15 protein-coding genes and 1 tRNA gene are annotated in these 13398 nt (G+C 34.1%); 8 read left to right on the forward strand and 8 right to left on the reverse strand.

From position 1 onward, the window contains the following. The first annotated feature begins 52 nt into the window (after positions 1–52). The 4 genes from ABWU33_RS00825 (at position 53) to ABWU33_RS00840 (ending at position 1912) form a co-directional block, all read left to right on the forward strand. On the forward strand, positions 53–673 hold the full coding sequence (locus ABWU33_RS00825; protein ID WP_250120026.1) for a ribonuclease D: 621 nt from the start codon (positions 53–55) through the stop codon (positions 671–673). A gap of 79 nt (positions 674–752) precedes the next feature. Further along, positions 753–1079: a thioredoxin gene (gene trxA, locus ABWU33_RS00830; protein ID WP_064085368.1), complete on the forward strand. Its 327-nt coding sequence runs from the start codon at positions 753–755 to the stop codon at positions 1077–1079. Positions 1080–1118: 39 nt separating this feature from the next. Then, positions 1119–1192, forward strand: a tRNA-Ile gene (locus tag ABWU33_RS00835). 474 nt (positions 1193–1666) lie between these two features. Further along, positions 1667–1912, forward strand: coding sequence for a hypothetical protein (locus tag ABWU33_RS00840; protein ID WP_246433250.1), 246 nt, complete (start codon positions 1667–1669; stop codon positions 1910–1912). 15 nt (positions 1913–1927) lie between these two features. Here ABWU33_RS00840 and ABWU33_RS00845 read toward each other — a convergent pair whose 3' ends face one another. After that, positions 1928–3061 carry an alpha/beta hydrolase gene (locus tag ABWU33_RS00845; RefSeq protein ID WP_211908652.1) on the reverse strand — a complete coding sequence of 378 codons (1134 nt, stop codon included), beginning with the start codon at positions 3059–3061 and terminating at the stop codon, positions 1928–1930. Between the two features lie 180 nt (positions 3062–3241). Between ABWU33_RS00845 and ABWU33_RS00850 the strand changes: the two genes are divergently transcribed. From ABWU33_RS00850 to ABWU33_RS00865, 4 genes are read left to right on the forward strand one after another with little or no spacing between them, the layout of a single operon-like run. Further along, entirely contained in the window at positions 3242–3901 is a 660-nt protein-coding gene (locus tag ABWU33_RS00850; RefSeq protein WP_250120027.1) for a CADD family putative folate metabolism protein, read from the forward strand. A 22-nt stretch (positions 3902–3923) separates the two neighbouring features. Next, positions 3924–4310 carry a dihydroneopterin aldolase gene (locus ABWU33_RS00855; RefSeq protein ID WP_052264775.1) on the forward strand — a complete coding sequence of 129 codons (387 nt, stop codon included), beginning with the start codon at positions 3924–3926 and terminating at the stop codon, positions 4308–4310. After that, a complete protein-coding gene (gene folP / locus ABWU33_RS00860) occupies positions 4307–5560 on the forward strand; it encodes a dihydropteroate synthase (protein ID WP_250120028.1) in 1254 nt (417 codons plus the stop codon). The genes ABWU33_RS00855 and folP overlap by 4 nt, the downstream gene beginning before the upstream one ends. Next, positions 5557–6036: a dihydrofolate reductase gene (locus ABWU33_RS00865; protein WP_064085991.1), complete on the forward strand. Its 480-nt coding sequence runs from the start codon at positions 5557–5559 to the stop codon at positions 6034–6036. Before folP ends, ABWU33_RS00865 begins: the two co-directional genes overlap by 4 nt. A 184-nt stretch (positions 6037–6220) precedes the next feature. Here the strand turns inward: ABWU33_RS00865 and ABWU33_RS00870 are convergent, their stop codons facing one another. The 7 genes from ABWU33_RS00870 to ABWU33_RS00900 all read right to left on the reverse strand — a co-directional run bounded on the left by ABWU33_RS00870 (position 6221) and on the right by ABWU33_RS00900 (position 13344). Further along, on the reverse strand, positions 6221–6709 hold the full coding sequence (locus ABWU33_RS00870; RefSeq protein WP_246433088.1) for a transposase: 489 nt from the start codon (positions 6707–6709) through the stop codon (positions 6221–6223). A 76-nt stretch (positions 6710–6785) separates the two neighbouring features. Continuing rightward, positions 6786–7253, reverse strand: a complete 468-nt coding sequence (locus ABWU33_RS00875; protein ID WP_353280801.1) for a transposase — start codon at positions 7251–7253, stop codon at positions 6786–6788. 253 nt (positions 7254–7506) lie between these two features. Beyond that, positions 7507–8013 carry an inorganic diphosphatase gene (ppa, locus tag ABWU33_RS00880; protein WP_211907522.1) on the reverse strand — a complete coding sequence of 169 codons (507 nt, stop codon included), beginning with the start codon at positions 8011–8013 and terminating at the stop codon, positions 7507–7509. Between the two features lie 80 nt (positions 8014–8093). After that, a complete protein-coding gene (locus tag ABWU33_RS00885) occupies positions 8094–9392 on the reverse strand; it encodes a hypothetical protein (protein ID WP_353280841.1) in 1299 nt (432 codons plus the stop codon). Between the two features lie 112 nt (positions 9393–9504). Beyond that, positions 9505–10611 (reverse strand): tRNA 2-thiouridine(34) synthase MnmA, encoded by a 1107-nt coding sequence (mnmA, locus tag ABWU33_RS00890; protein WP_019236778.1) that lies wholly within the window; start codon positions 10609–10611, stop codon positions 9505–9507. A 226-nt stretch (positions 10612–10837) separates the two neighbouring features. Then, complete coding sequence (locus ABWU33_RS00895; RefSeq protein WP_007302210.1) at positions 10838–11905, reverse strand: rod shape-determining protein; 1068 nt, start codon at positions 11903–11905, stop codon at positions 10838–10840. Between the two features lie 20 nt (positions 11906–11925). Further along, positions 11926–13344 carry a carboxypeptidase gene (locus ABWU33_RS00900; protein ID WP_211907524.1) on the reverse strand — a complete coding sequence of 473 codons (1419 nt, stop codon included), beginning with the start codon at positions 13342–13344 and terminating at the stop codon, positions 11926–11928. Positions 13345–13398: the final 54 nt, after the last annotated feature.

A 13398-nucleotide genomic window follows, 5' to 3' on the forward strand; every position in this document is an offset into this window, starting at 1 on the left:
TACTTAAAGCTCATTTTTGATTATTATATGTGTCATAAAACATATTAAATTTATGAGAATATTTGTATATAAAGACGACCTGCCAGCCAGTGCAATACCAAGTGATATAAAATCTATAGCTGTTGATACAGAGGCAATGGGGCTACTGCATAGCAGAGATAGATTATGCCTTGTGCAGCTTTCTTTTGGTGATGGCAACGCTCATTTGATTCAATTCAAAAACGATTATACAGCTCCAAATTTGAGAAAAATATTAGAGGATAAAAATATAACCAAAATATTTCACTTTGCGCGATTTGATGTAAGCATAATACATTATTATTTAAAAACCTGGGCACTGCCTTGCTATTGCACGAAAATAGCCTCACGTTTAGTTCGCACTTATACAGATAGTCATAGCTTAAAAGAGTTGTGCTTAGAACTACTTGATATAAAACTAAACAAGCAACAACAATCTTCTGATTGGGGAAATGAAAATTTAACAGACAAGCAAAAAAGTTATGCTGCATCTGATGTTTTATATCTTCATAGAATAAAGGAAAAGCTAGATTTAATGCTAGAACGTGAAAATAGAAAAGAATTAGCCGAAAAGTGCTTTGCATTTCTTCCTACTCGTATTGAGCTAGATTCAATGGGTTGGGGGAGTGTAGATATCTTTAATCATCAGATGTAATCACTTCACTTGAATCCAGAAAAATTTAGTTGATCAGCTGTTAATTGATACGCTATATTTATAAAAATTTAGGTATTTTATGAGTGATGATATTAAAGCGGTAAATGATCAAAATTTCGAATCTGAAGTTGCTAACCACAAAGGATTTGTGCTGGTAGATTTTTGGGCAGAATGGTGTGGACCATGCAAAAGTCTGATGCCACGTATCGAGCAGTTAGCCAAGGATAGAAAAGACAAGATCAAAATCTGTAAGTTTGACATAGATGGAGAAACTGAAGTGCCAAGTAAGTATGGAGTTCAATCTATACCTACTTTAATCATATTTCAAGATGGTAAGGAAATTGCACGCAAAATTGGCGCAATAAATGATTTACACAGTTGGGTTGATAGTGAAATAAGCGAGTAGACAAATTTCCTTTTGCGTGTATTATAAGTGTTAATAAAAGGGATTGTAGCTCAGTCGGTTAGAGCAGTTCGCTCATAACGAATTGGTCGTAGGTTCGAGTCCTACCAATCCCACCGCTATTGATACAATTGCAAGGCCTACTCTCTTAGATAAGCTTTTTGCCTTATTAAAGTACTTGGTTGTTAGTGTTTGAAAATTCCATTATATAAAAATTACTTCCGCATATTTTCAATCTAATTATAATTGCGATTAGAGATATTTTAAGAGCTCAAAAATTTATCTTTGTCTGCAGACTTTCAATTAACTTTTCAATAAAAAACGTAGCGTATACACACGTCTGTCATATGTGCGCTGCATTTTTTTCTAATTTATACAGGAGGATTTTATGTCCAGAATTCCAGATATTTGACCTTTACCTTAGCTAATAAAAACCAACTGGCGCCTTTGGTTTTTATAAAGAAAATCTAGGAAATAACCAAAAACTGTTTCCAGGCATAAATTTGCCGTGTATACCTAAAAAGTAATGATATTAGCATAATGTTCATATTTGTATGCTAATATTAATATCATTTAAATTGAAGAGTATTATGGAACAACAAGCATCAAACAAAGAGAAAGGGATTGAATTTAGATATAATCAATGTAAGCAGAAATGCCATTCCTACAAAACAAAACGGACAGACCAAGAATGCCTAGATAAATGCTATGAGAAGTACGTTTCTAAACTTTATCCACAAATTAGTGAGAAATTATTAGCTAGTGAAAACAATCTCTATGATGAAAGCACAAAATTATCACTTATGGCAGATACTCTAGATGCAATGTTTTTTTAATCACAAAAGAAACACTTATTTCAATATTTGCAGAGATGTTAGCTTTTTAGATATACTTTGACTTATTGAATAATTCTTTAAATTGGTAAAATACTGTTTCTTTTCCTCTATTTCTTTTTCACTATTCTTTCCACATATCGCTTCTGTTTTTATCTCTGGTTGTTTCTCTTGATTGAGAGAGCCCTTCTTTTCAAAATAATTATCTGTGAATTCTAAAAAGAGTGAAATCAGCTCAGGAATAGTGTATTTGTGTTCACTTGATGAGCACAATTCTGTAATCGAAGAAAAGTGAATATCATCTGCCTTAATAGGTAGTAACGATAGAAACTTATTCCAGCATTTTTTCATTATTCCAACTTCAGGTTCAAGGTTTTTTATTTTAGCTAAGTTGGCATGCTCCATAAAAAACTCTTTATATTGCTCAAAACCTTCAAAAGTTTCTTTTTTTTGGTAGTTTTTTTTCCTATGACTTTTTTCTATGTCAGCAATTTTAGTACCTATATTTGCCTGCTTACTAATAAAGCCATCGTTCTCTAAGTTAAAACAAATTGTGTATGGAGTAATGTCGTTTACTATTGTGTGTGGCTTAAAGTGCCAACCAAAGCATTTGAGTATGAATTTTATTATAGGAGGAAATAGCCATTTAGGTTTTGATATGTGTAGTAATTTCACTACAAGTTTTTTGAATGAGCTAAAGGATTTATTGATAATGCATCTTAAATGAATATTGTCATCTTTTTTAAACTTTTTATAAACCTCCGCAGCTATTGGTCCTCCAGCACAGCTTCCATACAGTACTATATTGTCTGGGTGAATGCCTTGCTTTAGAAGATCTGAAATGACTCCAATTCCTGCATTTACTCGATTTCGACCGTTTAAAGAATGGCCTTTGCTTTTTCCAGAACCAGGAAAATTAATAAGGTGAACATCCATACCTGCTTCAGCTGCCCAATTCCATTCACTTTTGTCTTCATTTGGCTCTTTTTCAAAAGTATATGTAAGCCCTGGAAAGTAAACTATATGCTTTTTCTTTCTGCTATCTGCACTGCTCTTCGAGTTTGACATCACTATCTTTTGAATTCGCATTCCATTTTGAACTTCTACGAACTCTTCCCTAATTTTTATTGTATTTTCTTCTGTTACTTTCATTTTGCGTTTTTCATTATATTGATTTAATAATACATAAAATTTTAGAAAAAATCAATTTTACTAAAAAATTAACTTATAGCATATCTATCTTTATATTTATTGGAATTAAAGTAGTAGTGAGAAATGCCTCTTGACATTTGATAAACCTAAACGTAGCCTAAAACAATTTACTATTTATTTATGACATTTGTTCAATCACTTAATAATCAATTAGATAGTTTACACTTATTAAAGCACCCGTTTTACGAGTCATGGAATGAAGGTAGCTTAAGCCTGCAGGCTCTGCAAACCTACGCTAAGGAATATTATCACCATGTTGCTGCTTTTCCTCGTTATATCAGCGGTATACATTCCTTGTGTCCAAATTTGAAAATGCGGCAAGTTTTACTTGGTAATTTAATAGAGGAAGAACAAGGCGACGAGAATCACCCAGAATTATGGCAGCGTTTTGCTGAAGGACTGGGAGTAGCACGATCTCAACTTCTTGAGGATGCACAGGTTAAGGAGACACGAGAATTAGTTGACGGTTACTTTGATATTGTAAGATCAGGTTTTGTAGAAGGTCTTGGAGCTCTGTACGCTTATGAACGTCAAACTCCAGAGGTTTCTAAATCTAAAATTGAAGGTCTGAAAAAACACTATTCAATAAATGATGAGCGTTCTCTCAAATTTTTTACCGTTCATATGGAAGCTGATGAGTGGCATTCTGAAGAATGTGCAAACCTTATTGCAGATTTAAACGAAGAAGAACAAGAGAAAGTTATGCAAGGCGCTGAAAAAGGAGCAAAACTCTTATGGGGTTTTCTTGATGGCATGATGAATGTTGATGTTTGTCATTAATTATAAGTAGATACTAAATTCAGTGGTAGCATGTAATCTTCTTATATCTGATTTACGGCTTTGGGTTCATTTGGGATGTAGTGCAGAAGAGAAGTCTTCTCCCCAATTGGTGAGTATTGACGTTGATTTCACTTTTAAATCTCCTCCTTCAGGGCTTACAACTGATCAACTTAAAGATACTATCTGCTATTTGGAAGTAGTGCAAAATATTCAATCTCTTGTTCAGGGCAAGCAATTTAATTTAATCGAGCATTTAACTCATGAGATATACAGAGCCATTAATAACCTTTTGCTGCGAAAGAAGCATATTATTTCTTCTGTCAGGGTGACTACTCACAAAATCGCACCACCAGTTCCTGGTGTGCATGGGGGCGTTTTTTTTACTTACTGTAATGAATTGCAAGAATGATCTATATTTCTATTGGATCAAATATAGGGAATCGCCTTTCCCATTTACAAAGAGCTACTGAGTTAATAAAGAAGCGCTATTTAAAAGACTTAAAGTCTTCGATCATTCTAGAAACTAAGGCTATTTTACCAAATGGTGCTCCACCTGATTGGAACAAGCCATTTCTCAACATGATTGTCTATGGAAGTTGTTCTTCTTCTCCTGAGGAGCTACTAAAAGGCTTAAAACAAATCGAATGTGATATTGGTCGTCCACAAGTCTACGAAAAATGGGCACCTCGTGTTATTGATTTAGATATTTTGTTATGGGATGATCTAACGCTTGATATACCTGACCTTAAAATTCCTCACCCAGAATTAGTAAATAGACCATTTTTGCTCCACTTGATGGCAATGGTTAACAAAACCTTTGCTTTCAATGTTCAAGACTGTTTTTCAAAGAGTTTTACGCTTTCACCAAAGCTTATGGGTATCGTCAATATTACCCCTGATTCATTTTCAGATGGTGGTCTTTATTATGATGCGAATCGAGCAACCAAGCAGGCATTGCAGCTGGTATCAGATGGTGCAAGCATAGTTGATCTTGGAGCTCAATCAACAAGGCCTGGAGCTTCAATAAAGACGCCAGAGGAAGAGTATGAACGTCTAAAACCAGTACTTGATAATCTTAGCGACTATATGAAAAATGGTGATATTGAAGTCAGCATTGATAGTTTTTTGCCAGACGTTATTTTAAACGTTTTGAAGCACTACAATATTGCCTGGGTAAATGATCAGAAGGGAGATCTGAGTAGTAATACCTTAAAAGAAGTTGCTAGTAGTGGGTGTAGTGTCGTTATTATGCATTCACTTTCGATACCACCACATAAGGACAATATTATTCCACATGACACTGACCCAATTGATATCATAAATAATTGGGCAGAGAAGAGCATTAACAAACTACTAGGCCTGGGTTTTGATGAAAATTCAATAATTATTGACCCTGGTATTGGTTTTGGCAAATCTATGTATCAGAATATTCAGATTTTACGCAGTATAGAAACTTTACAAAATTTTGGCTGCAAGGTTTTAGTTGGCCATTCCAGAAAGTCATTTATTTCCTCTTTTTCCATAGAATCTCCCTCTAATAGAGATTTAGAAACAATTGCTACATCTGCTGTACTGCAAAATAAGGTTGATTTCCTTAGAGTGCATAATGTACGCGACCACATGAGATTTTTTGTAGCCCAAGCTGTCTTAAAAGGATGAAGATTATTGGAATTATGGCTGTTGACCCTAATGGGGTAATTGGAATAAATAATGATTTGCCCTGGCGTTATCCAAGTGAGTTTAAACATTTTTGTCAAGTGACCGACAAACAAATTATTGTGATGGGAAGAAAGACATTTGAAACCGTGCCTCAAAGCATACTAAAGAATCGTACACCTATTGTTTTCTCCCGTAACAAGTGTTTTAATAGAGGTCCAAAATGTACTGTTGTCTCTTCCATGCAAGAATTTCTGTCAATTCAAAGTAGTTCTCAAGTCTTTGTGATTGGTGGGGCACAAATAGCACACCTTTTTTTAGAGCATAACCTAATCTCAGAATTTATTATAACTGAAATTCACAAGCCCTATAAGGGTGATACATACCTCAATTTAGCATTTTTTGATGGATGGAATAAAACTATTCTCGTCAGAACAGAAGACTATACTATATTCAATTGTATCCGTTCGGCAGAGTAGTAAAATAAGAAAAAGAGAAAAGACGACTAGAGGAATAAATGATGTCATTCAAGTAGCTGACACTGATTCCTTTATGGTGATGTCATGCCATTGTCAGCTACTTGGATAACATTCCACTCCAGCACTTGATTCTGGAATGGCTTTGTTGCATCACTCTTCGGATAATAGGTAACGTGGAATAAATTCATGAAGCTATCTCAAATTTAGCCATGCCTATATCAGTAAATTTGTTAAGCAAATAACACTTGAGTAGCAGTTCTCTCTCACGATTAACCTCAGATTTGTTTCTAAAACTAAACCCAAATGTTTGCTTCAGTCGCGAGAAAAAACTTTCTATATAAGATCTCTTCCCATAATTTATCTCTTTTTTCCACCTCTTCATACCATCTTCATCATATGACTTTATGAGCTTGATTGTAGAATTTCTCTCATCCATATAATCCAACTTTGGATGCTCTATTGCATTATTTTGCGGAGGAATCCTTGTCTTTATGTCAAGCTCATCGCACAGTTTGTATAACTTCTTTCGATTATATGCCCTGTCTGCATATAGTGTGCTTATATTATATTTAACATCAATCCTTGCAATAAGATCACATGCTCCATAGTGGTCAGAATAAACTCCGCCACTGTATTTTGCTGCTATAACTTTTTTGCTACCTATCTCTAGCATTACATGCAGTTTTCTTGTTTGCTCATAGCAGCGATACTTTCTATCTGTACCATTTGCCTTGCTATGACCTGGAATATTATTGTAGATCAGTACTATCTATGGCAATCTCAATATCTTCTGTATTATTTTTATCATGTCTTCGATCATTAATTTTGATGTTAAGTTTTTTAAGCCTTCTTGAGGCCTGGGAATAGCTAATAACTTGCAAGTTTTTCCTTACTTGCTCAAGGTACCCTGCTATAAATCCCGCTGTTTGTCTCAGATCTATTCTAAATAAATAAGTTATTATGTGAACCAGAATCACGACCTTATCGCTATAAATATAGTTGCCACCAGCCATTTTTGGACCTTTTTCGTACCAATTTTCTATGGCATCATTGACGTAATAAAAAATATTTCCCCTCTCTTGGAGAAATTTGTTATATTCATGGCAGTTACTGACTCTCATTTTTTGTGGCATATTTTTCTTTAGTAGGTTAAATGCTTGTCTTATAGTGAATTTTGTCAGTAACTGCCAGTTCTTTTTATTTGACCTATGCAACAAAGCCCACTGGAATCCAGGAATTTTGATTCTAAATTAGGTATTGGTCTTAAATTAAAATAAACGTTTGTGATGAGATTATATGAAAAACTGGATCCCAGTGTCGGAGCACTGGGATGACACCATTTGTTGTAAACTCACTTTTACTCTATGGTTATACTACCTTGCCGCTATCCTGAACGGATACCAATATTTACCCATTAAAAACAACAACATTTTTCCGAATAACTGTAATTTAAGGCTAAATCAACGCAAACTAATTTCTACTTTTTTCAATGATTTTTTTTGCTTCTTCTACATCAGCCCATTCTCCAACTGTCACCGTTTTTCCCTTTTCTAAATCTTTATAATGAGAAAAGAAATGAGCTATTTTATCTAGTAAGCTTTTAGGTAGGTCAGAATAGTTGTTTATATTGTCATAATAGCTATCAACACTAGAGATAGGTACGGCTAATATTTTTTCATCCTCTCCTTTCTCGTCTTTGGTAAGTAATGCACCTACTGGACGCACTGATATCAAAACTCCAGACGCTAAAGGAAATTGAGTGAGCACCAAAACATCCACAGGATCACCATCACCTGCACATGTATTTGGTACAAATCCATAATTGCAAGGATAAGTCATTGAAGTAGACAAAAATCTGTCAACTTGTAATAATCCGAGCTCTTTATTAAATTCATACTTTACGGGTTCAGCATTTGCGCCTATTTCAATTACTACATTTATTTCATCTGGTTTTGTTGTTACTTTGCTTAAATCCATGGATTACCTCGTTATTCAAGAGAAGATATTATATAGCATACACTTTAAAAGTGCTACATTTATCATTCATAAGTAGAGATTCATGATTGCATAGGACCATTTGCAAAACTGTTAATAGTTGTATCATTGATCGTTGAATGTGGCGGTTCTTGAGGTGATTTTAGTAGTTGAAATAAAGCATATACTATTACGATAGTAAGTACTGCAGCAACTATGAAATTGATGAGATTATTTTGTGGCAAAATATTTGTTATTGAGTTGAATAACTTTTGCTCCATAAAGAAATAATCAGCAGTATATAATCCAATAGACAATATAAACATACCTAAAGCTAATTTACAAAATGTGTTTTTATGATTTTTGTTTTTTTTGTTACTGATAGTAGAGTTTAGTCTGCATTCACTTTGTGGCACTGAGTAATACGTATTCTCAGGGTTTGTTACTAATTGTTCAAATGCATCACTATTTTGGTTTTTTAGTAGTTGCTCTAGAGTACGTTTGATATTTTTAGGATATAGAGAATCTTGACTGTCTTGCTCTCTTGCAGCTGTAAATGTCCCGTTCAATTCACTTATACCTCTATAATTAAGTGTATACTTGGTGAATCCATTTCTATACGGTAACTCAATTTTGCTTAATACGTTTATTAACTGTAAGATGTAACTGTAATATAGTGGTGTGTTGATTACTCTAGCTTTCTCATTAATATATTGATTGAGTGATAAAATATCTCCATTTCCAGTACATGTAGAAAATATACCATAACTAGAAAATAGTAATGCTATGTCTTTATCTATTTTTATACTGTGAATCGAGTAATAATGATTTATTACCTCTTTACATAAGCTAAACTCTTTATCAAATTCATTTGCATAGCTTATTTTGAGTAACTTTTTAACATTATTGAGTACTTGTTTCTCAAAGTCATCATTATTGTTAAATAGAGCTTCACCTTTCGGATTTGCTAGAATATTAAAAAGCTTTAGTTTTTTTTGATCTTCTGTCAATTCTACTTGATCTACAATTTCCCTTAGCAGTTTCTTCGAAGTGTCACAAAGAGTAGGTATTTTTTTACTTTCAACTGCAGCATATATTTTATCAATTACTTCTTGAGTATTGAACTGAGCATTTTCTGCAAGAACTCTATAAGCTTGAACATAAATTAAAAACAATCCTTGTAGACTAAATTTTAAGTTAAAATATTTATCTAATGGCTCTTGTTCTTTTTTATTAATGAATTCGGATAGACCTATATGATTTCTGCAATCCATGCAATGATGTAAGTCAGCATGTTGAAAACTGCCCAAACGAATAAATGCGGCCTCTAGTAAATTGCCCTTACCAACAATTTTTATTAACTCTTCAACTTCTTTAACCATCCCTCTAGTCCACAATATAATAATTATCTTTATAGTATAAAGAATATAGGATAAAACAGCAATAAATTTTATTGTATGTTTACATTCTGCATTAAAAAATTAAACCACCAAGTTAGGAGCATATCCAACCTCCACCTATAACTTGTTCGCCCTTATATGCTACACAGGCTTGACCTGGACTGATGCCAAAGTAATCGTCGTTTAAAATTACACAGGCTTTGTTCTTTTCGTCAGTTGAATATATTGTCGCTAAGCTTCCTGCATGTGATGACCTAAGCTTCACAGTTACTTCCATGCCTTCTTTTGGTTGTTCTAACCAATTTAACTCTTTGACCAATATCTTTTTTTGCATTAGAGCATTGATCGGGCCTACTACAACTTCATTATTTTCTGTATTAATTTTTATCACGTAAAGAGGCTCATTGTGTGCGATGCAGAGGCCTCTTCTCTGTCCCACTGTAAAATTTACTATGCCGCTGTGCTCACCTAGCACTTTTCCATGAATATCTACTATTTTACCTTTCTGTACAGATTGTGGAGCTAATTTAGCTATTGTTTTACTATAGCTTTCGGAAACAAAGCATATATCTTGACTATCCGGCTTTTCAGAAATTTGTAAGCCAAAATACTTTGCTAATTTTCTTATATCACTTTTATAGAACCCACCTAATGGAAATCGCAAAAGCTTTAACTGCTCCTCAGTAGTTGCAAACAAAAAATAACTTTGATCTTTACTTTTATCGATGCTTCTACACAATTTTACCTCACCATTTTCTTCTAATCTTCTTACGTAATGTCCTGTTACGAGCACATCCGCACCAAGATTTTTTGTAACTTGCAATAGATCGCGAAATTTTACTGTTTGGTTACACCTTACGCACGGTATGGGAGTTTCTCCACGCATATAGGTATTTGCAAAATCCTCTATTACTTCCTTTTTGAATATTTCCTCGTAGTTTAAAATATAGTGGGGAAAGCCAACACTTTCAGCCACGTATTTGGCATCATAAATATCCTGTCCAGCGCAGCATGCACCCTTTCTCGCATTACCATCACTGCCATAGAGCTGAAGAGTCACACCTATCACTTCGTACCCAAGGTTATACAGCAGTGCTGCAGCAACGGAGCTATCAACTCCCCCGGACATTGCAACAATAGCCTTAGTTTGATGCGGAGCTTTATCTTTTAATAAAGGTTCAATTTCAAATTCTTTTAGCATATAATTTATAAACACAAACCTGTGTCAAGCACTGGAATCCAGTTTCTATTACACAATTTCATCGAAACAGCATACTTATTTGTAGTCAAGTTCCAGTGTCAAGCGCTGGGATGACACCCCTTCCTGCTGGAAGTTGCCTTTAAATTACTTGGTGCGTGACACTGGGATCTCATTTATATTACATAATTCCATCAAAACAATTCGATAAACTGCCTTCAAAAACAATTTAATCTTGCTTGAATAAAACATGGCCAAAATAGTCCATGTTTTCAAGTACTTTTCCGCTACCCAGGGCAACACAACAAAGTGGATCATCTGCAACACGAACTGGTAATTTTGTTGTTTCACTAATAACTTTACTCAAGTTGCGCAATAACCCACCTCCACCAGATAAAATTATTCCTCTATCAACTATATCAGAAGAAAGTTCGGGTGGAGTACTCTCCAGTGCAGTTCTAATAGCAGAAATTATCTGATGTACAGGCTCTATTAGGCTCTCTGCAACTTGATATTCTGATAAAAGCATTTCTTTTGGCATACCACTCACTAAATCCCTGCCTTTAATTATCATTCCCTCTTTGTTGTTTTCAACTGGCAGACTGGCTGAACCGACGTTTTTCTTAATTTTTTCAGCAGTTGTTTCGCCAATCAATAACTTATGATTTTCACGAATGTATGACTTTATTGCCTCATCCATAATATCACCACCTACTCTGGCAGAACGTGAATAAACAATTCCACCTAAAGAAATAATTGCAACTTCAGTTGTACCACCTCCTATGTCAACAATCATAGAACCTTCAGGTTCGGTAACTGGAAGTCCAGCCCCAATTGCTGCAGCCATTGGTTCTTCAATTAAGAATACTTCATTTGCACCAGCACTTTCTGCTGCATCTTGTATAGCACGCCTTTCAACTGGTGTAGATCCAGATGGAACACATATGATAATACTAGGCTTATTAACAGTGAATCTTGTGTTTGCGCTGCGTATGAAATATTTTAACATTTCTTCCGCGCTTTTAAAATCAGCAATAACTCCGTCTTTCAAGGGTCTTATCGCTTCTATTTCTCCAGGTGTTTTTCCGAGCATCATCTTAGCTTTTTTGCCAAAAGCATAAGGAACGTAACTTCCTTTTTCTTTTACTCTTGCTACAACTGAGGGTTCATCAAGCACTATCCCCTGACTTTTCTGATAAACTAAAGTATTTGCAGTACCAAGATCTATAGCAATATCGCTAGCAAATAAACCTTTGAAAGTAAAAAAATTTCTGATTAAATTCTGAACAAAACTCATACACAACTCAAGAAAACCATTTATTGAGACAAATTATACTTTTCAGATAAGTAACTAGTGTAGCACTCAATATCTAAATCCCTACCTGTTACCTTTTTTAGCTGTTCCAAAAAGCCATAATTTGCACTATATACATTTTTAGAGAACCAATCGATAAGTAAACTGAAATCTCCTTTTACTATAGAATCTAAAAATCCGTAATGATTTTTCTTAATGAAAGAAAAAAACTGCACAGCAGCGATTAACGCTATGACTTTAATAGGAAAGTAGCCTATAACACCACTTATCCAATACTCATCTTGAAAATAAGTGTCTAGCTCATTTTTAGCTTTTACTGAAATCTTGTAATGCTTCATACCTTCCAACCATTTATCGTGTAGATCTTTAACTTCTAACGTACCATTTATTAGATCTTGTTCTAATTTAGTTCTTAGCATAATGTGAGCCAATAAACTAAATTCATCCGCATTCTTCAAAAAAGATGAAAGATTTACTTTATTGAAAATCAAATACAAATTTTCAACACTACTATTAATTTTGCCTTTTGTAGAAAGTTTCTCCTTTATGTGTGGTTGAATGAACTCAATAAATTCTCTGGATGTTCCAATGATCCTTTCCATGAATAACCCTTGAGTTTCATACATAATATGTTTTGTAATTGAGCTCTTTATAGAATTTTGCGCTAAACATTTTTGATGAATTGCATAACCAGTATGCCGTAAAAGTAAAAATAAACCATAACAAAGGTCAGATTCATCATAATCGATAGGATCGTAATAAGAAATGGAAATCTCATTTGGTGTAACACTCATTTGCTGTAAGAATAAGGAACCAAGTTCAATCTGTCTCTGAACCGTAACTTTTTGTATATTAGTAACCTTATCCTTCTTCTGCTTTTGAGTTACTTTCTCTACATTTTCACTAAAAAATTTACCTAGCTTAGGAAATATTTCCTTTATGTTCTTTTCTGTGATATTAGAGTCATAGTCAGCAAGCAATGACTCATAGTTTGAGCGCTTTAATTGCTGCGATTTTATAGAAGCTGCTTCACGAGTAAGCTTAATTAGGTTAGTAAAGCATTCTTTCAGCTTTTCTAAGTTACTAATTTCAGAATTAGTTAGCCTCCATAAGTTTTGGCATTCAATCTTAGCTTTGGACAAAGATTTTACTAAATCAACAGGAATAGCACTGCTGCTTTTGTGTATCCCCTCTATTAACTTTAGCTGCTGAATATTCGCACTCTTTTTATTCTTAAGAGCATTCGCTAATGATTCCTTTATTGCATCATGAGAGATAATTTCATGTCTGATTTCCTCTAGAAGACACATTTGCTCGATCTTATCCTCTATATCCAGTTGGCTTTTGCTTAGTAGTTTTAGTATGTTTTCGATATTCCTTACCTTATGTAATACTTCCTCTAGAAACTTATAAGATCTCATTTTTATTCATTGCTTTGAAACATCCGCTTAATATCGTAATAGATTAATAATAAA

It is taken from the genome of Wolbachia endosymbiont (group B) of Cyclophora punctaria, assembly GCF_964028235.1.
Classification (GTDB): Bacteria; Pseudomonadota; Alphaproteobacteria; order Rickettsiales; family Anaplasmataceae; genus Wolbachia.